Raw genomic sequence first — 19,104 nt, forward strand, 5'->3', positions numbered from 1 at the left:
GATTTACGATAGTATTTCTACACTACCACCAACTGAAGCTACAGATCTTTTTGCAGCTTCTGATGCAAAATCAACATGAAACACAAATTTTTCGCTTAATTTACCCTTATTAAGAAGTTTGATTTTACTTTTAACAGATCTGATAAAACCTAATTTATGCAGTAGCTCCTTATCTATGATAGAATCCTTGACTATTTTTTTAGCTTCCATTAAGCACTGTACATCACCAACATTAAATATAGAGTATAAGTTTTTGCGTATAGGCTTAAAACCTCTTTTAGGTAAACGAGTATATATAGACTGCTGTCCACCTTCAAAACCATTTATAGAAACGCCACTTCTCGCTTTTTGCCCTTTATGCCCCCTACCAGATGTTTTACCTTTACCACAACCAATACCTCTACCTAATAATTTAGGCTTCTTTTTCTTAGATAATTTGGTAAACACAGAATTTAATTTTACAGCATCATTCATACTTTACCTATTTCCAACTATCTCACTAATCTTTTTACCCCTCTTACCTGCCACTTGGCGAGGAGATAACATAACATCAAAAGCCTTAAATACTGCACATATAATATTATGGGGATCATTTGATCTAGTAGACTTAGCTACCACATCCTTTATACCTAATACCTCAAAAACCGACCTCATTGCTCCACCAGCAATAATACCTGTTCCAGTTCTTGCAGCTCTTAAAACTATCTCACCAGAACAAAATTTAGCTTTAATATCATGATGTAAAGTTCTACCTTCACGTAAGTACACCCTAATCATCGACTTCTTTGCAGCATTTACAGCTTTCACTCTTGCTTCAGCAACCTCTGCGTGTTTACCTATTCCACATCCTACCCTACCCTTACCATCACCAACAACAACCAAAGTTGAAAATGAAAATCTTCTACCACCTTTAGTAACCGTTGTTACCCTTCGCACTGAAACCAAAAGTTCTGATAAATCATTATTATTTTGTAAATTCTTTACAGCCATATTTAAAACCTTCTAAAATTTAAATCCAGAGCTTCTTAAAGCCTCAGCAAATTGAGAAATCAATCCTGTATACTTATATGCTCCCCGATCAAAGACGAACCGCTGCTGCAATTTTGTACTAGGCAGACGCTCAATCAATAAAGAAGAAACCTGTTTTATAGTTTCAGCATTGACCCTACCTTTACATACATTCCTAATTTTATCATCCAAAGTAGAAGCAGAAGCTAGGGTTATTCCTTTTGCATCGTTAATCAACTGAACGTAAAAATGTTTATTAGACTTAAATACGGATATACGTAAACGTCCAGCGCTCTTATCGAGCTTCGCTCTATTACGAAGTTTCCTTTTTTCATAGCTACTTAAAAAATTATACAATCTTTTCATTTTAATTACTTCTTTTTATTTACAACCTTACGCAGCATAAATTTGCCTTTTATTACAATACCCTTACCTTTATAAGGATCATATTTTCTAATTTTGCATATATCAGAAGCCACCATATAGACTTTTTGCTTATCCATACCGCGAATCACTAAATGAGTTGGCTTTATACACTTAATCTCAACGTCTTTAGGCACTTTATACTTAATATTATGACTATAACCAAGATATAAAGTCAAATACTTATCATCACATTCTGCTTTATACCCCACACCATTAATCTCAAGATCAACAGAAAAATCATTAACCATACCGTTAATCATGTTATTAATATTACTTCTATAAGTGCCCCATATAGATTTTATTTTATCATAATCATCCCTGCCTTGATCAACAGAAAGTAACAATTGATTATCAACTATCTGACACAGAATGCCACTACACAAGTTCAGCTCTTTTTCTGCCCTAACACTTCTTATTAATACCCTACCATCATTATATTCAACTGAAAGATCAGCAGGAATATTGATAGGTGCGGCACCTATACGAGACATACATTTCTCCTATCATTTAAAATACACGACACAAAACTTCTCCACCAACTTTTAATCTACGTGCATTATAATCGGTCATCACTCCTTTCGGTGTAGATATAATAAAAATTCCAAGACCATTATATGCTTTAGAAATGTCCTTACACTTAGAATAATAACGACAACCGGGCTTTGATACCCTAGCTATATCATTAATCACAGGTGATTTATCATAATACTTCAACTGCACAACAAGCGAAGGGATACTATCACTCTCTTGCTTTTCATAATTAAGAATATACCCTTCCTCTTTTAAGATCTTCAATATAGAAGAATTCACTTTAGAGAATAGGACTCTTGTTTCCCTATGCATTGCCAATTGAGCATTACGTATTCTTGTTAAAAAATCACCAATACCATCAGATAACGACACTATTACACTCCTTATATCACATTTACCAACTAGATTTTGTAACCCCTGGAACTTGTCCAAAAGAACACAAATCACGTAAAACAATCCTACATAAACCAAATTTTCTATATACTCCTCTCGGCCTACCAGTTAAAGCGCATCTATTCCTAATTCTGATTTTAGAAGAATCTCTAGGCAATTTTTTAATCAGCTTACTTTGAGCTGCAAACCTTTTTGCAATAGATAAATCCTTATTATTCATTATAGATTTTAATTCTTCCCTTCTCTCCCTATACTGATCGCATAACTTTATTCTACGAAGATTCTTCTGTATCATGGATTTTTTTGCCATATATATTTTCTCTCAATTATCAAAAAAAGGGAATTTAAGAGCCAGTAATAATTCCTTTGCTTCCTTATCACTAACTGCACTTGTTATAATATTAATATCCATACCTCTAATTTTACTTATTTTATCATAGTCTATTTCTAAAAATGATATATGCTCCTTGATACCAAGGGAAAAATTACCATGACCATCAAATTGCTTCACACTAAACCCTCTAAAATCTTTTTCCCTTGGCAAAGCAATATATATTAATCTTTCTAAGAATTCATACATTTTATTTCTACGCAAAGTCACTTTACAACCTACAGTTGCACCTTTTCTAATTTTGAAACCAGAAATAGATTTTTTTGCAAAGGTTAACACAGGCTTTTGCCCAGTAATCAAATGTAGATTATCAAATGGCTCATTTATCGCTTTATTGTCCGTAGCAGCATCTCCAACGCCCATATTGATACACACCTTGACAAGTTTAGGCACTTGCATTACATTGCCGTAATTAAACTTATCCTTTAAGGATTTTACTATATTATCTTTATACAATTGTTTAAACATATCAACCTAATCTATCACTTCTCCAGAAACTTTTGCAAAACGCACTTTTCTACCATCTATAATCTTAAATCCTACTTTAGTTGGAGTTTTACACTTAGGATCCAATATTGCAACATTGGATACATCAATAGCTAACTCTTTATTCAATATACCACCACCACTACCAGCTCTTGGTTTAGTATGTCTCTTACACACATTTACGCCAGAAACAACTACTTTCTTTTTAGCATCACGTATTATAACTTTGATTACCTTACCAATTTTTCTCTTATCTTTACCAGTTAAAACTATAATATCATCACCACTTTTTATTTTAGCACTCATTATAAAACCTCATCAGCTAATGACATTATTTTCATAAAAGAACCAGATAACAACTTTTTTACTGGACCAAACACCCGAGTGCCAAGTGGTTCACCTTGATCATTAATTAAAACCACAGCATTGCTAGAAAAACGAATTACAGAACCATCAGATTTCTTAACACTATTTTTTACTCTAACAACAACTGCTTTATATACTTTTCCTTTTTCAACTTTACCTTTTGGGTTAATAGACTTAGTAGATATAATAATCGTATCACCTACAGATGCAGATTTCCTACCACCTAACAAGCCAATACAAAGCACTGCACGCGCACCAGAATTATCAGCTACTTCTAACAATGTATTTTTTTGAATCATATAAATACCTATTCCTTTTTAGCTATTGATAACAACCCATTTTTTAGTAACAGAAATAGGCTTATGTTCCTGTATTAAAACCCTATCTCCCTTTTTGCAACTATTATTCTCATCATGTGCTGTATACTTCTTGTATTTTTTAATAACTTTTTTATACAGCCTATCCTTATACACTTGTAACACCGAAACCTTTACAGTCTTATCAGACTCAGCATTAGTTACGACACCACAAAAAACCTTCTTAGGCATTTTTTCCCTCTCTCTTTCTTCTATTTAATACAGTTAGACTACGAGCTATGCTCTTTCTTATTAAGCTAAAACGCGAAAAATTGTTGCACTGGCCCAGCTTTTTTTGAAAAGCCAAATTAACAAATTCTTTCCTCAAATTCACAAGAAGTTCATGTAATCCTTGTGAAGATTCTGATTCAAATTTAACTATATCCATTGCAACTCCATTCAATTATGATTAGATATAAATTTACACTTCATAGGAAGCTTAGCAGTCGCTTTTTCAAGCGCCAATCTTGCTAAATGCATGGGAACATCACTACTAATTTCAAACAAAACCCTACCGGGCTTAGCTTTAAATACCCAAAATTCAACACTACCTTTCCCTTTACCCATACGTACATCTGCTGGCTTTTTACTAACCGGGGTATCAGGAAAAATTCTTATCCACACTTTACCAGAGCGTTTTAACGTTCTAGATATTACGCGCCTTGCAGTTTCAATATGCTTAGACTGAACCTTACCTACTTCCATAGCTTTTAATCCATAATCTCCAAAAGACAGCGTGCTACCACCCTTAGCATTACCCTTGATTCTCCCCTTAAATACCTTTTTATATTTACTCTTTTTGGGAACAAACATTTCAATATACCTTAACTACCAACATAAACCCAAACTTTAACTCCTATAATACCACATATAGTCTTCGCTTCACAAAAAGCATAATCTATATTAGCACGCAAAGTGTGTAAAGGCAAACGACCTTCTTTGTACCATTCAGTACGAGCTATTTCAGCTCCGCCAAGACGCCCAGAGCAACTTACTTTAATACCCTCAGCACCCATCTTCAAACAATTTTGAATAGCTTTTTTCATCGCTCTTCTACATGAAATCCTTTTTTCTAGCTGATGTGTAATACTCCTTGATATTAAAACTGCATCTATTTCAGACTTTTTAACTCCTACTACATTCACTTCGACACTACTTTCTACTTTTTTAGCTATTTTTTGCTTTATCTTCTCAACATCCAAACCTTTCTTACCTATTATAACTCCAGGCTTAGAAGAATGTATTATTACAGACACTAAATTAATTGTACGCTCTACAGTTACTTTAGAAATACCAGCATGCTTAAAGGATTCATTTATATAACTGCGAATAAATAGATCTTGATGCAATTTCTGTTTATAATCGTCCGTAGCACACCAAACAGAATCCCAGGTATTACTATTTATTTGCAATCTAAATACTTTAGGATTAACCTTCTGTCCCATATTTTTACACTTTCCTTATTAATTTTCCATTTCTATAAATCATACAATTTCTTTCAATTTTATAGTTATATTACTATAAAATTTGCTCATTCTATTAGCCCTACCCATAGCTTTTGGATATACTCTACGCAAAGTAAGTGACTTACCTATTAAAATTTCCTTTATATATAAATTATCAACGTTCAATCCATAATTATTTTGAGCATTAGCAATTGCAGAATTCAACACCTTCATTATAAAACCGGCAGCCTTTTTTTCACAAAATCTTAATTGTACATTAGCAAAAGAAACTTTTTTATTACGCACTAAATCAGCAACCAAATTTAATTTGCGAGGAGTTGATCTTAAAACCTTAGAACCAGCCTCAACTATTATATCCCTATTTTTCATATCAATTGCCTACCTTCTTGTTGCCTTTTTATCACCACCATGCCCAGTAAATTTACGAGTAGGTGAAAATTCACCAAATTTATGACCTATCATATTCTGATTATCAACACTAACAGGAATGTAATCTTTACCATTATAAACAGCAAACTTTAAACCCAAACAATTAGGAAGAATTACAGAAGCCCTGGAATGAATTTTTATCACCTTATTAATAGAACCCTCTTTTAAAGCTCTCTGAACTAATCTTAGTACAGATGGGTGTAAAAAAGGTGGTTTCCATACAGATCTACTCATAAATTAACCTTTCAATTTTTTTATATACTTATCACTAGATTTATTTTTTTTCCTAGTTTTCTTTCCTTTTGTTGCAACACCCCAAGGAGTAACAGGATGACGACCGCCAGAAGTTTTTCCCTCTCCACCTCCATGAGGATGGTCAACCGGATTCATTGCAACTCCACGTACAGTAGGTCTAATCCCAAGCCACCTACTTCTCCCAGCTTTACCCAACTTTCTATTCTTATGGTCAGGGTTAGATACTACACCAATAGTAGCCTTGCAAGAAGATAAAATCAACCTAATTTGACCAGACCTGAGTCGTAATAAAACATATTGGCCATCACGACCAACGATTTGTGCATAACAACCAGCAGCTCTAGCAATCGCAGCACCATTACCTGGCTTCAGCTCAATATTATGAACGAAAGAACCAACAGGTATATGCTTGAGTAGTAAACAATTCCCTGGCAAAATATCAGCATCATCTCCAGCTATCACAACATCACCAGGCTTCATACCTTGAGGAGCTAATATATAAGATTTAGCATCATCTTCCTTATATGATACTAATGCTAAAAACCCACTTCTATTTGGATCATACTCTATTTTCTCAACTATACCCTGATCACTTCTATTACGTTTGAAATCTATAACTCTATACTTCTTCTTGTGACCACCACCTCTATGACGAGTTGTAATTCTACCATGATTATTTCTTCCACCACTGGATTTTTTACCAAATATAAGAGACTTCTCCGGCTTATCTTTTGATAAACCAACTTTACTTATTAATACAGTCCCACGAGAAGACGGAGTAACAGGATTAAAAAATTTCATACCCATATTAAACGCTCATTATATCTAATTTTTGACCATCTATCAAAGAAAAATAAACCTTTTTTCTCTGTTTTTTACAACCAATCACACTCCTAAACCGTCTATATTTAGGTTTAACTCTAATAACATTTATAGAAGAAATTCTGACATTAAATAAAGACTCTATTGCCGATTTTATTTGACGCTTATTTACATTTACAAAAACATACAAAGAGTATTTATTAAACTTCTCTCTTAAAAGAGAAGCCTTTTCTGTGATTACAGGAGATTTTATTATATTATTATATTTAATCATAACAATCTACCTTCAAGATGCTTTAAAGTGTCTTTTGTTAACATCACGCATTCATGATTCAATATATCAAAAACATTTAACCCAATAGGTTTGATTAAATCTACATAATGCAAATTTTTAGCAGCACGTAACAAATCATCTCCATAATCACCAACTATTAAAAAAGAAGAAAATTTAAAATTTTTAATATATTCACACATTTTAGATGTTTTCTTCACATCAACATTTAAACTATCAAGAACAATAACTTGATTATTTAAATATTTTAGAGATAAAGCAATTTTCAAACCAAACTTACGTACTTTTTTATTAAGAGAATAAGCATGACTCCTCACAACAGGACCAAAAATAATTCCACCACCTCTAAACTGAGGAGATCGCAAGCTCCCCTGTCTCGCCCTACCGGTACGTTTTTGACCATACGGCTTAGCTGTTGTACCAGAAACATCACTGATACCCTTTGTTTTATGAGCACCAACTCTTCTCTTTGCTAATTGCCATCTCACTATATCATGCAAAATACTCAATTTTTGCTTGGCAGAAAATATCAAGGGATTAAGCTCAACACTACCTACATTATTATTAGATAGATCAACTAATTCACATTCCATAACTAACTCACCAAATTATTAGCATCATCACTCATATTCAACAGCAGACCTGCTGGAAAAGGAACATCTTTATGTAAAGGCTTTTTAACTGCATCTCTCACAAAAACATAAGAGTTTTTAAACCCAGGAACATTATTACCCTTTACAGCAATTATGCTATTTTCATAATCAATGGATAATATTTTCATATTCTGTACAGTTACTCTGCTATTACCTAAATGACCAGCCATTTTCTTCCCCTTGAATACTCTACCAGGATCTTGACATTGACCAGTAGAACCTTGTGATCTATGAGCAATAGAAACGCCATGAGATGCCCTAAGCCCACTGAAGTTATGCCGCTTCATCACACCAGCAAACCCTTTGCCTAAAGAATAACCCGTAATGTCAAGATATTGACCAACTACAAAATGATTAACCCCCACCTTTTTACCACATTCTATTCCGAATAGATCAGTTAATCTACTTTCGTATAATTTACATTTACTATTTATACCCTTTTTCTTTAAATATTCCAACTGAGGTTTTGCTATATTTTTAAAATCTCCTGTGCCTAAAATGACTGAATTATAACCACATTTATCTTGTCCTTTTATATCAATAATATAAGTTTCGCTGAGATGCAATAAAGTTACAGCCATGCGACTATTGTCAGAATACATAGCAGTATGGCCAACATTCCTCATTAACAAACCAATTCTCCTAAGCGAATTTATTCTCTTCATTTCCTTTTCCTAAATATTAACTTCCTTAACCTTTAAATCCACTTCTACACCAGCAGAAAAAGATAAATCTGCAAGCATCTTCATCAGAGTAGAAGTAGGATTATGTACAACAATTAACCGCTTAGAAATTCTCATTTCAAATTGCTCACGAGATTTTTTATCAACATGAGGAGACCTATTAACAGTAAATTTAGAATCTTTTCTTGGCAACGCAATCGGACCAGATAAATCTGCATTAAACTGCTTTAATTGATCAATAAACTCGCGAATACACTTTTCCAATAAAGAACAATCGAAAGCTTTGATTCTAATATATATATCTTGCTTCATCTTAGTTATTACACTCATTCTAAAATTTCCGAAACAACGCCAGAACCAACAGTTCTACCACCTTCTCTTATCGCAAAACGCAATCCTTTATCCATTGCTATTGGTACTTGCAACTCCACTTCTATACTTACATTGTCCCCTGGCATTACCATCTCCTTTCCATCTAGCAATTTTATGCTCCCAGTTACATCCGTTGTCCTTAAATAAAACTGTGGCTGATAATTTCCAAAAAATGGTGTATGCCTTCCTCCTTCTTCTTTCTTCAATATATACACCTCCGCCTTAAACTTTCTATGCGGGGTTATTGTCCCTGGTTTTGCCAATACTTGCCCTCTCTCCACTTCTTCTCTCTTTGTTCCTCTTAGTAGTATTCCTACATTGAGTCCTGCACTTCCCTTATCTAGCAACTTCTTAAACATCTCAACACCAGTACATATCGTCTTTTGCGTCGCTTTCAGACCTATTATCTCTATCTCATCTCCTGCCTTTATCTCCCCCTTCTCTATTCTTCCTGTTACTACCGTCCCTCGGCCCGATATTGAAAATACATCTTCTATTGGCAACAAAAACGGCAAATCTATAAGCCTTTTAGGTGCTACCACATACTCATCTAACTTCTCCATCAATTTATCTATTGATTTCTTTCCATACTCACTACTATCATCCTCTAATGCTTTTAACGCAGACCCAACTATCACAGGCACTTCATCACCTGGAAATCCATACTTACTCAGCAACTCTCTCACTTCCATTTCTACCAAATCTATCATATCAGCATCAGCAACATCAGCTTTATTTATATATACCACGATATATCCAACACCCACCTGTTTTGCCAGCAATATATGCTCTCTCGTTTGTGGCATCGGCCCATCAACCCCTGACACTACCAATATCGCTGCATCCATCTGTGCTGCACCTACTATCATATTCTTTACATAATCAGCATGTCCAGGGCAATCAACGTGTGCATAATGTCTCTTTTCTGTTTGATATTCAACATGCGCTGTTGCTATTGTTATACCTCTCTTTCTTTCTTCTGGCGCTTTATCTATTTGATCATATGCTACAAAATTACCATAATGCTTTGTTATCGCCGCTGTTAACGTTGTCTTCCCATGATCCACATGTCCTATCGTTCCCACGTTTACATGCGGCTTTCCAAATGCTTCTACTATCGCTGTCATAATTTTAACTCTTCTACCTAAAATACAAATACATCAATAAATAATATGTTGATTTTATATAAATACAACAAAAAAAAGAGCGGATAGTGGGAATCGAACCCACGTCACTAGCTTGGAAGGCTAGAGCTCTACCATTGAGCTATACCCGCACAATGGAGGAGGTAGGATTCGAACCTACGTACGCAATGCGGACAGATTTACAGTCTGTTACCTTTAACCACTCGGTCACTCCTCCACAAAAATCTGTTAAGAGAACACTACCTTAACTTAAGTTTTATTATTCCTAATATTAAACATCCAAATCCAAAAGATCAAGTAATAAAAGCTAATCTAACTGATTTCAGTTAGATTTTACTTTTATATAACAAAATATTGTCAATAAAACGCCCAAATAAGTAATGTGAATCATGTGTACCTGGCGCTTCTTCTGGATGGTATTGAGTAGAAAAGACTGGGTAATCCTTCATCATTATCCCCTCTACACTATTATCAAATAGAGAAATATGAGTAACTTCAACGTTACTTGGAAGAGAAGCTGAATCAACAACAAAACCATGATTTTGGCTAGTTATCTCAACTTTTTTACTCTCCAGATCATAAACTGGATGATTACTCCCTCGATGACCAATATCCATCTTGACAGTCTTTGCTCCCAAAGTAACTGCAAGTAATTGATGGCCCAGGCATATTCCAAAAACTGGTATTTTAGATTTCACAATAATTTCTATTTCTGAAATTACACTCTCTCCTATCTCTTGTGGATCACCAGGGCCATTTGAAAGCACTATACCATCTGGATTCATGCTTAATATTTTGTGAGCAAAACCTGTATCTGGTTTGACTAATTCAACCGTACAATCAAGTTCTACTAAGCGTGAGATTATACTATTTTTTACACCGAAATCAACAATTACAACCCTATATTTTGCATTAAGAGCGCTTTGAAAGTTATTACTTAAACTGACTTTCTTAGTTATTTCTATTCCATTTACAGATTTGTATTTCTTCAATTCATCTAATATATGTGCCTCACTTGACGGACATATCATTCCATTTTGAGATCCATGTTTTCTCAAATATCTCGTCAAAGCTCTAGTATCAATTCCCGATATCCCAACTACATTATTTTTCTCCAACCAATCATTTAAACTAATATATGAAGAAGAGTGAGACATAGGAGAAAGTTCACGCATAACCACACCACTTGCAAAAACTTTTTCTCCTTCATTATCTTTGTGATTTATTCCAACATTACCAATATGAGGAAAAGTGAACGCTATTATTTGATCAGCAAAAGAAGGATCTGTTATAGTATGCTGATAACCTGTCATACCAGTGGTAAAACAAACTTCACCTATACATTTGCCTCTTTTACCTACCGATTTTCCCAAAAAGCACTTGCCATCTTGTAAAACTAAAGCTGCATCCTGCATTTAATTCTCTCAACTCATTTAAAATATTATATAAGAATTTTAAATTACAAGTAAGCAAATACTAAACTTCCCTTTAAGTTTATATAAAATTCAAAATTATAAGTAGCTTTCTTTTTTTATTATTTAGCAAAATTATAGCAAACTTAACTTGTGTGAATAGGCAATAGTCATTACATTCATACTTCACGTTATGTAAATTCACATGGATAGAAAAACTTGTCTCATTATAGGAGCATCATCTGTCATTGGAGAAAGTCTAGCACGGTTGCTCATTAAAGATGGATGATTTGTGGTTGGCATTGCAAGGCGCACTGAAAAACTGGAAAAATTAAAAGAAGAATTAGGTAGTAATTTTTTACCTATAACATGTGATGTAAGCAAAAGTGAAAATATTAAAAACTCGTCTGATTTTTTAAAAAAGCAAAATATTATACCAAATCTCTTTTTTCTTAATGCAGGATGTGGCGAAATAGAAGATAAGTTTCATACCAACATTCATAGAAAAACATTTGAAACCAATTATTTTGGCGTTATCAACTGGATTGAAGAATGGATTCATCATAATTCCTTGGCAACTTTTGCGGTTATATCTTCTCTTGTTGCTATGCATGCAACACCACATGCTTCTGCATACTGTGCCAGCAAAGCAGCACTAAAAAGTTGTTTTCAATCACTAAAAATCTAATATGCTAACAGTAGCACAAAGTTTATCACCATAATGCCAGGGCCAGTAAAAACAGATATGTTTAAGTCTAATAAACCACTTCCCTTCATATGGGAGCCAGAAAAAGCTGCAGCATATATTTTAAAAAGTATATTTAAAGGAAAGAAAGTTATAGCGTTTCCAATTTTCTGGCGGTTATTTTTTCATATTTTACAAATTCTTCCCACTAAAATGACTGCAAGAATCTTACGATAATCACCAAATCTACCATCTTGTAAAGCTAAAGCTCTTCAAAACTCAATCGCAAGCTTCTCCACACAAAAACATCTTGACTATCGCATGTTTCATATTATATGAATAAACTATTAATGAAAGTGGAGGGTTGCAATGCCTAATAATACAGATCAGTCTAAAAAAATAAATGAGAAATGGTTGTTTATAGGAGGTGCTTCACTGTTTCTTGTAATAATGCTACCATCAATTTTTCTCTTAGCAAAAATAGCTATGATGTTTGTTATAATCTCAACTACAGCAATAGCAATAAAAATTGCCTCAAAAGCAATATCAAACGTTTTAGAGGATAAAGAGAATCAATCAACACAAAATAAAATTATAAACCTAGCTATTGGAGCAGTGTCCATACTTGCAGGTGGGCTATCATTACTTATTACAGCAAAAGTTGGTTTCATCGCAATATGTTCAACTATAGCTATTTTAGCTCTGTACGAATATATTAAAGATGAAAAAATAGGTAAGGATATAAATGATAAATTCGATGAAATAGCTAATAATACAACTGAGTTTTGCGTCAACAGCATTGAAAAACTTATTCCATCACAAAGTTGTGAAGTGTAATCTTTTGTTTATAAATTTTTAGATGCATGGCTAACCAGTGCTTCTTCTCTTGTCATCCCAGTGCTTGACACTGGGATCCATCATCACTAGAAGCATTGCATTTTAACATTACTTTTATAGTCATAAATTTAACTAGATTCCAGTGTCAAGCACTGGAATGACATTGTTTATTATATGCCGTATTGCAATATTCGTACAGCTGTGTACGTAAAACTGGAATGACATGTTCGTAAAATTGCAATAAAAAATTACTTGACAAATTTTGACAGCTTTGTTACCATCCGCAATGAAGGTATTCTAGAGCTCGGAATATATCTTCGTCTGCAGACTTTTCAATTCAATTAATCTATAATCTTCAGTTAAAATATATTTTAGCTATACTTCGGTCGTAGCTGTATACATTTTTCTCAATCTTTTTTATTAGTGGAGGACTATCATGTTTAAAACACTGAATTACGCATATCATTGACCTACATGTCTTTAAAGGACAGATGGTACCTATGTCCTTTTTATATAAATTATTGTGTTTTTATGTCTTTTTTAGCAATGTCATTTATTGTTTTACGCCCCAGTCTTTTTCAAATATTGCGAGCCCTTGATCAGTAAGTGGATGATTAATTAACTGTCTAAGTATTTTTGCTGGCACAGTAATTGAATGAGCACCAAGCCGTGCAGCTTCTATTACATGTGCTGGACTTCTTACTGATGCAACAAGAACTTTTGTCTTAAAATTATAATTAGAATATATAGTGCATATATCTTCTATTAGCGATAAGCCATCATAGCTTATATCATCAAGGCGACCAACAAAGGGAGAAATAAAACAAGCACCGGCCTTAGCGGCAAACAGTGCTTGTCCAGGAGAAAAACATAATGTAATGTTAGCAGGTATTTTATGTTCTGTCCACAACTTTTTACAAGAAATTAATCCTTCATGTGTAAGAGGTAACTTTACTACGATATTACTAGCGATTTTCGCTAACTTAAGGCCTTCCTTAACCATATCTTCATGGCTATCTGCAACAACTTCAACACTAACAAGCCCTTTTATAATAGAGCATATTTCGCTTACTAAATCTTCGTACTTATCTTTATGTCCAGATTTTGCTATTAAAGAAGGATTAGTTGTTATGCCATCAATGAACTCTTTTAGCTCCTTAATTTCATTCAAATCAACACTATCAAGAAAAATTTCCATATTATTGTCCTATTAAAAACCTATTTTTACAAAATATTGTCATCTTTGAAAAGTATTAAATAAAATCGGATTTTTAACTCAACTCAATTTTCAGTCCGTTAGGAAAGAAAATATTGCACTGAGACACAGTATAGCGCTTTCCTTAATTGGTTGCATTTTATTAACAAAATTAGCATAACCAATTTCTGAAGTTTACTAGCTTTACGTTCAATAGAAATTCTTGCATAGCCTAAAACTTAGTGCTACTATTAGTATAGTAACACAAATAGGTAGTGAGGAACAATAAACAAAATGACTAAGTTCGAGTTTAACGCTCGCAATAAAATTCAACTAAAAAGGTTAATATAAAAGGAGTTAATCACTCCTAAAGTAAATATATTATCAGAACAATAGTAATAGGGGGTATACTATGTCAACAAATTTCCTGACATTGAAAAACATATTAGCAGAACTGAAAAGAAAAAATAGCATTACTGTTTTAGAAGAACATTGTCAGGAAAAATGGGAGGTTTATGACTTGCTCATGGATTTAACAAATGATGAAAATTTTAAGCAAGCATATATAGATCTATCTTTCAACAAGAGCTTTAAAAAAAACTTTATAGAATTAGCAAATCAGGCAAAAAAAGCTGTAAGTAAGTATTTTAGAGACAAAGACATAGACCTTCGAGCTTTTTATGTAGAAACTAACAATTCTGATAAAGTGTTAAACATTAATCTTATTAATTACAATAGAAGTAGCCAATAAGAATTAGTGATATCTTACAGCAAGAAAAGGATATTAGCACATTGAATATCTATTGCGATAAAAAGCATGACATATACGCTTACCGAAAAGGTAAGGAAAGACATTATGAATTTAAAGAGGGTGCATATTATGAAATGACAAGCACTTGGCCTGTGCAGGACAAGGATGGGAAAACTTTTACCTGTACTATGGTTATGAATGTAAGTAATTCTGGTATAACTGAAGTACTAAAGTTTAATGGTCAAGATTTTGAATCGCCACCTGAGGAGTTTTGGGAATTAATAAGACAAAATGAGGAATTATATATTCAAGGCCTCTCTCTACATGATGCTGTAAAAGCATTATTGAAAAAGAACAAAAATGCTAACATTGCACCGGCTGTTAGTAATCTGCAGAATAACGAACATATCGTAATCAATAAAGATGAAAAGATGAAAGATCTTGAAAATGATGCTAAAAACAATCCTATTCTCTCTTTCACTAGCAACAATGTATCAGAGGTTAATCCACAGCAGATTGCAACTCAAGCAATTGCAACTCAAATAGAAGTTAATTCACAACAACTAGATCAAAAGCTTACAAAAGCTGAGCAAGAAATTAGAGAATTAAATGAGCAGAGGAACGAATTACGATATAGGCTCGACAAGGCTGAGCAAGAATTTGAAAAGCATAATAGTGATTTACAGAATGAACTTGGAGAGGAAAAGCAAAAAAATGCAAAATTGCAAGCTGAACTGACACAAAAAAATGAAAAACTAGCAAATATGTCAACAGAGCTGCAAGAAAGAGCGCAAGAACTTGAAGGTGCATATGAAGAAAAGAAAGACCTGAAGAAAAAGCTGGAAGTTGCCAATGTAGAAAAAGAAGAGTTGATAAGCGAGTTAAGAAAATTGCACGAGGAATTAAATCAACTAAGAGAGGAAAAGTATAGTTTTGAAGACAAACTTGATCAATTAGAACTCCATATTAATAGTACAAAAGAAAGCAGTAAACAGCAAATATCAGATTTGGAAGGAGAGTTATTATCACTAAAAGAAGAAAATCAAGTGTTAAAAGCAAAGCAAGTAGAATCAGAACAAGAACTCGTGGAGGCTAAGCAAAAAATTGAAGAATTGGAGAAACAGTGCAATAATTTACAAATTGAGTATGAAAAAAATGAACAAAGACTTGAGAAAGAAATGAGTAAAACAGATGAGCGAATAATCCAGCTCAATAAGGAGCAAGAGCAGAAAATTCAAGAAATTTATGGAAAAAATAAGGAACTGGAAGAAAAGGTAGAAGAACTGAAGGAAAAGCTAAAAACTGCTAATGTAGAACAAGAGAAACTACAAGGTAAATTGAACCAGTTTGAAAAAAAAGAGGAAGAGATAGAGGAAGCAGAACACATGATAAGTGCAAGGGATAAGTGTATAGCGAGTTATAAATCTCAAATACAAAATTTAGAAAATGAGCATAACGCACATTTGGAATCTGATGAACAAGAGGCAGATCAGCTAACGTGGGATTTTGAAACGTTAAAGAACGAGCTAGAGCTTAAAGATGAGCAGATCGAGACAATAAGAGGGCAATTACGGCAGGAGATAGAAGAAGAAATAGTTAATAAGTACCGTCCATCACTGGAATTAAAGTTTAAAGAATATGAAGATGAGATTGAAAGATTAATAAGAGAAAAAAAAGAGCTAAAAGGTACAGTGCAATACTTAAATAGCCAAGTAGAACTGTTAAGTCCAGTAATTGATCAAGTACTTGTTAATAAAAAGGAAGTTTTTGATAACAATTCAAAAATGTTTTACCAGCTTACAGAGGAAATTGATGATTCAGAAAAAAAACCTAGGTCTTTAAGCCTTGATAGCGCATTTCATAGCGATCACTGTAATTCACTTCTAGACTTAATCAGCAGTCCATCAAAGGTGTGTAGCCAAAGTCAGCGTGGAAATGTTTAAAGATGCACATGAGACCAGCGGCTTCTTTATTCAAGTAGCCCCTCTTGTCATCCGAGTAGTGTGACACATAGCTGTACGAACATTGCAATACGGCACATAATAAACAATGTCATCCCAGTGCGTGACACTGGGATCTGGACATAAAAACATTTGCAAATTATGCAATGGACAACAGATTCTAGGAACATATGTTAAAATCATATCCATGATGAAAATAAGATAGATCCCAGTGTCACGCACTGGGATGACAAGAAGGAAGATACTGGAATGACATCTTCCCTGAACCATAATGTTCGTACAGTTGTGTGTCAGCTACTTGAAGTGGAAATGACAAGAGTAAACTCATTTCTTGAACACAAAAAGAGCCCCTAAAGAGATTTGACATCAAGATAACTTAAATATATACCAACTCTCTTATCTTTTAATGATTCCTCATCATGAGTCAAATGATCAAAAACCTGAATTTGATTCGTTATAATGCTACAATTATTATTTGCAACCTCTAATATACCATTATCAATTACAACTTTTTCCTTTGTCTGGTTACTCATTTGAACAGTAATTATACCAGGCAATAAATAAATTAAGTAAGGAGAATGGTAAGCTAAAATCACTAGCTCTCCTTCAAGCCCATTCACTGAAAGCGAAACCACTTCATCGAATAAAATTCGATTATCAGGAGAAAAAAATTGCACCTTAAAAGTGTTCATAATCTTTAATGTCCGGCTCCAACTTCAGCTTTTATTGATTCAGCCTTTTCTATTGCTTCACTTATACTTCCCACCATATAAAAAGCAGCTTCTGGCAGATGATCATATTTACCTTCAATAATTCCTTTAAAACTAGAAATAGTATCAGAAAGTGAAACAAATTTGCCAGACATGCCAGTAAATACCTCCGCAACATGAAAAGGTTGAGAAAGAAACTTCTGAATTTTACGAGCTCTATCAACAATAATTTTATCTTCATCAGATAGTTCATCCATACCAAGTATTGCGATAATATCTTGCAGCGACTTATAAGTTTGCAATATACGTTTCACTTCAGAAGCCACATTATAATGCTCTTCACCAATGATTTCAGCAGATAAAGACTGAGAAGTTGAGTCAAGTGGATCAACAGCAGGATATATACCCATTTCAGCTATCTGCCTTGACAATACTGTAGTGGCATCAAGATGAGAGAATGTCGTTGCTGGAGCTGGATCGGTCAAATCGTCTGCAGGAACATATATAGCCTGTACAGAAGTAATAGAACCAGCAGTAGTTGAGGCTATTCTCTCTTGCATAGCGCCCATATCAGTCGCAAGAGTTGGCTGATAACCAACAGCCGACGGTATTCTTCCAAGCAAAGCAGAAATTTCAGAGCCAGCTTGAGTAAAACGGAAGATATTATCTACAAAAAATAGAACATCTTGATTTTCATGATCACGAAAATACTCCGCCATAGTTAGTGCTGTTAAAGCAACCCTAGCCCTTGCTCCAGGAGGTTCATTCATTTGACCATAAACCAAAACGGCTTGAGATTTTTCGTGCTCATTTATATCTATTACATTCGAAGTAATCATCTCGTTATAAAGATCATTACCTTCACGCGTTCTCTCTCCTACTCCAGCAAACACAGAAAATCCTTTATGAGCTTTTGCTATGTTGTTAATCAGCTCCATTATCAGAACTGTTTTACCAACACCAGCTCCACCAAATAAGCCAATTTTTCCTCCTTTAAGATAAGGAGCAAGAAGATCTATAACCTTTATTCCTGTAACTAAAACTTCTTCCTGTATCTTCTGCTCAGTAAAACTTGGAGGTAATCTATGTATAGGTTCTAAATCATACTTTCCTTTTAGCGGACCACACTCATCTATAAGCTCCCCTACAACATTAAAAATCCTTCCTAAAGTTGAGCGTCCAACCGGAACTGATATTGGTGCACCTGTATCAACAAACTCATCACCTCTTGACATACCATCTGTGCTATCCATAGCAATGCAACGAACTATATTGTCACCTATATGTTGTGAAACCTCTAAAACTAGCTCCTTGTCCTTACATTTTAGTTTGCTTTTTAAAGCATTAAATATCTTAGGTAACTCGCCTTCAAATTTTAGATCAACAACTGCTTGAGTTATCTTAACCGTTCTACCTATATTCATCTCTTTCATCACCTAACACTATAATTCTATAAAAGAACTTCTAAAAAATAAATCT

The 19,104-nt window shown here is 33.9% G+C and carries 29 protein-coding genes and 2 tRNA genes; 4 read left to right on the forward strand and 27 right to left on the reverse strand.

Going from position 1 to position 19,104, the window contains the following annotated elements:
* Positions 1-3 precede the first annotated feature (3 nt).
* The 24 genes from rplO to carA all read right to left on the reverse strand — a co-directional run bounded on the left by rplO (position 4) and on the right by carA (position 11,489).
* Positions 4-474 (reverse strand): 50S ribosomal protein L15, encoded by a 471-nt coding sequence (gene rplO, locus ABWU45_RS06570; protein ID WP_006012263.1) that lies wholly within the window; start codon positions 472-474, stop codon positions 4-6.
* A 3-nt stretch (positions 475-477) separates the two neighbouring features.
* Positions 478-990 (reverse strand): 30S ribosomal protein S5, encoded by a 513-nt coding sequence (rpsE, locus tag ABWU45_RS06575; RefSeq protein WP_010404712.1) that lies wholly within the window; start codon positions 988-990, stop codon positions 478-480.
* 12 nt (positions 991-1,002) lie between these two features.
* Positions 1,003-1,374, reverse strand: a complete 372-nt coding sequence (gene rplR, locus ABWU45_RS06580; RefSeq protein WP_052265059.1) for a 50S ribosomal protein L18 — start codon at positions 1,372-1,374, stop codon at positions 1,003-1,005.
* Between the two features lie 5 nt (positions 1,375-1,379).
* Entirely contained in the window at positions 1,380-1,925 is a 546-nt protein-coding gene (gene rplF / locus ABWU45_RS06585) for a 50S ribosomal protein L6 (protein ID WP_010404706.1), read from the reverse strand.
* A gap of 16 nt (positions 1,926-1,941) precedes the next feature.
* A complete protein-coding gene (rpsH, locus tag ABWU45_RS06590) occupies positions 1,942-2,337 on the reverse strand; it encodes a 30S ribosomal protein S8 (RefSeq protein ID WP_007302546.1) in 396 nt (131 codons plus the stop codon).
* Between the two features lie 22 nt (positions 2,338-2,359).
* Positions 2,360-2,668 (reverse strand): 30S ribosomal protein S14, encoded by a 309-nt coding sequence (gene rpsN / locus ABWU45_RS06595; protein WP_007302545.1) that lies wholly within the window; start codon positions 2,666-2,668, stop codon positions 2,360-2,362.
* A gap of 12 nt (positions 2,669-2,680) precedes the next feature.
* On the reverse strand, positions 2,681-3,217 hold the full coding sequence (gene rplE / locus ABWU45_RS06600) for a 50S ribosomal protein L5 (protein WP_052265060.1): 537 nt from the start codon (positions 3,215-3,217) through the stop codon (positions 2,681-2,683).
* A 6-nt stretch (positions 3,218-3,223) separates the two neighbouring features.
* On the reverse strand, positions 3,224-3,541 hold the full coding sequence (gene rplX / locus ABWU45_RS06605) for a 50S ribosomal protein L24 (RefSeq protein ID WP_010404700.1): 318 nt from the start codon (positions 3,539-3,541) through the stop codon (positions 3,224-3,226).
* Entirely contained in the window at positions 3,541-3,900 is a 360-nt protein-coding gene (gene rplN / locus ABWU45_RS06610; protein WP_007302542.1) for a 50S ribosomal protein L14, read from the reverse strand. The genes rplX and rplN overlap by 1 nt, the downstream gene beginning before the upstream one ends.
* 18 nt (positions 3,901-3,918) lie before the next feature.
* Entirely contained in the window at positions 3,919-4,149 is a 231-nt protein-coding gene (gene rpsQ / locus ABWU45_RS06615; protein WP_010404696.1) for a 30S ribosomal protein S17, read from the reverse strand.
* Complete coding sequence (gene rpmC, locus ABWU45_RS06620; protein WP_007302540.1) at positions 4,142-4,345, reverse strand: 50S ribosomal protein L29; 204 nt, start codon at positions 4,343-4,345, stop codon at positions 4,142-4,144. The genes rpsQ and rpmC overlap by 8 nt, the downstream gene beginning before the upstream one ends.
* Positions 4,346-4,356: 11 nt before the next feature.
* The gene (gene rplP, locus ABWU45_RS06625; protein WP_006012233.1) at positions 4,357-4,770 is read right to left on the reverse strand and encodes a 50S ribosomal protein L16; all 414 of its coding nucleotides are present in this window, start codon (positions 4,768-4,770) and stop codon (positions 4,357-4,359) included.
* A gap of 11 nt (positions 4,771-4,781) precedes the next feature.
* Positions 4,782-5,402 carry a 30S ribosomal protein S3 gene (rpsC, locus tag ABWU45_RS06630; protein ID WP_353278293.1) on the reverse strand — a complete coding sequence of 207 codons (621 nt, stop codon included), beginning with the start codon at positions 5,400-5,402 and terminating at the stop codon, positions 4,782-4,784.
* Between the two features lie 39 nt (positions 5,403-5,441).
* The gene (rplV, locus tag ABWU45_RS06635) at positions 5,442-5,792 is read right to left on the reverse strand and encodes a 50S ribosomal protein L22 (protein ID WP_007302537.1); all 351 of its coding nucleotides are present in this window, start codon (positions 5,790-5,792) and stop codon (positions 5,442-5,444) included.
* Between the two features lie 9 nt (positions 5,793-5,801).
* A complete protein-coding gene (gene rpsS / locus ABWU45_RS06640; RefSeq protein WP_010404687.1) occupies positions 5,802-6,086 on the reverse strand; it encodes a 30S ribosomal protein S19 in 285 nt (94 codons plus the stop codon).
* A 3-nt stretch (positions 6,087-6,089) separates the two neighbouring features.
* Positions 6,090-6,914 (reverse strand): 50S ribosomal protein L2, encoded by an 825-nt coding sequence (gene rplB, locus ABWU45_RS06645; protein WP_353278294.1) that lies wholly within the window; start codon positions 6,912-6,914, stop codon positions 6,090-6,092.
* 1 nt (position 6,915) lies between these two features.
* Entirely contained in the window at positions 6,916-7,203 is a 288-nt protein-coding gene (locus ABWU45_RS06650) for a 50S ribosomal protein L23 (RefSeq protein WP_353278295.1), read from the reverse strand.
* A complete protein-coding gene (gene rplD / locus ABWU45_RS06655) occupies positions 7,200-7,814 on the reverse strand; it encodes a 50S ribosomal protein L4 (protein ID WP_006012216.1) in 615 nt (204 codons plus the stop codon). The genes ABWU45_RS06650 and rplD overlap by 4 nt, the downstream gene beginning before the upstream one ends.
* A gap of 2 nt (positions 7,815-7,816) precedes the next feature.
* Complete coding sequence (gene rplC, locus ABWU45_RS06660; protein ID WP_353278296.1) at positions 7,817-8,539, reverse strand: 50S ribosomal protein L3; 723 nt, start codon at positions 8,537-8,539, stop codon at positions 7,817-7,819.
* 9 nt (positions 8,540-8,548) lie between these two features.
* A complete protein-coding gene (rpsJ, locus tag ABWU45_RS06665; protein ID WP_264683408.1) occupies positions 8,549-8,869 on the reverse strand; it encodes a 30S ribosomal protein S10 in 321 nt (106 codons plus the stop codon).
* 14 nt (positions 8,870-8,883) lie between these two features.
* Entirely contained in the window at positions 8,884-10,056 is a 1,173-nt protein-coding gene (tuf, locus tag ABWU45_RS06670; RefSeq protein WP_213863921.1) for an elongation factor Tu, read from the reverse strand.
* 78 nt (positions 10,057-10,134) lie between these two features.
* A tRNA-Gly gene (locus tag ABWU45_RS06675) sits at positions 10,135-10,205 on the reverse strand.
* Positions 10,206-10,209: 4 nt separating this feature from the next.
* Positions 10,210-10,291 (reverse strand) — tRNA-Tyr (locus ABWU45_RS06680).
* Positions 10,292-10,400: 109 nt separating this feature from the next.
* On the reverse strand, positions 10,401-11,489 hold the full coding sequence (gene carA / locus ABWU45_RS06685; protein ID WP_264682333.1) for a glutamine-hydrolyzing carbamoyl-phosphate synthase small subunit: 1,089 nt from the start codon (positions 11,487-11,489) through the stop codon (positions 10,401-10,403).
* A gap of 289 nt (positions 11,490-11,778) precedes the next feature.
* Between carA and ABWU45_RS06690 the strand changes: the two genes are divergently transcribed.
* On the forward strand, positions 11,779-12,174 hold the full coding sequence (locus ABWU45_RS06690) for an SDR family NAD(P)-dependent oxidoreductase (RefSeq protein WP_353278297.1): 396 nt from the start codon (positions 11,779-11,781) through the stop codon (positions 12,172-12,174).
* 366 nt (positions 12,175-12,540) lie between these two features.
* The gene (locus ABWU45_RS06695) at positions 12,541-13,008 is read left to right on the forward strand and encodes a hypothetical protein (RefSeq protein ID WP_007302528.1); all 468 of its coding nucleotides are present in this window, start codon (positions 12,541-12,543) and stop codon (positions 13,006-13,008) included.
* A 553-nt stretch (positions 13,009-13,561) separates the two neighbouring features.
* On the opposite strand, the gene fsa is transcribed toward ABWU45_RS06695, so the two are convergent.
* Positions 13,562-14,206, reverse strand: coding sequence for a fructose-6-phosphate aldolase (fsa, locus tag ABWU45_RS06700; RefSeq protein ID WP_353278298.1), 645 nt, complete (start codon positions 14,204-14,206; stop codon positions 13,562-13,564).
* Positions 14,207-14,615: 409 nt separating this feature from the next.
* Between fsa and ABWU45_RS06705 the strand changes: the two genes are divergently transcribed.
* Complete coding sequence (locus ABWU45_RS06705; protein ID WP_353278299.1) at positions 14,616-14,954, forward strand: hypothetical protein; 339 nt, start codon at positions 14,616-14,618, stop codon at positions 14,952-14,954.
* Positions 14,955-14,995: 41 nt separating this feature from the next.
* On the forward strand, positions 14,996-16,897 hold the full coding sequence (locus ABWU45_RS06710) for a hypothetical protein (RefSeq protein WP_353278300.1): 1,902 nt from the start codon (positions 14,996-14,998) through the stop codon (positions 16,895-16,897).
* 368 nt (positions 16,898-17,265) lie between these two features.
* Here the strand turns inward: ABWU45_RS06710 and ABWU45_RS06715 are convergent, their stop codons facing one another.
* Positions 17,266-17,607, reverse strand: a complete 342-nt coding sequence (locus tag ABWU45_RS06715) for a F0F1 ATP synthase subunit epsilon (RefSeq protein WP_353278301.1) — start codon at positions 17,605-17,607, stop codon at positions 17,266-17,268.
* Positions 17,608-17,612: 5 nt separating this feature from the next.
* Positions 17,613-19,049: a F0F1 ATP synthase subunit beta gene (gene atpD, locus ABWU45_RS06720; protein ID WP_353278302.1), complete on the reverse strand. Its 1,437-nt coding sequence runs from the start codon at positions 19,047-19,049 to the stop codon at positions 17,613-17,615.
* Positions 19,050-19,104 lie beyond the last annotated feature (55 nt).

The sequence above is a fragment of the Wolbachia endosymbiont (group B) of Longitarsus flavicornis genome (assembly GCF_964028135.1).
GTDB lineage: Bacteria > Pseudomonadota > Alphaproteobacteria > Rickettsiales > Anaplasmataceae > Wolbachia.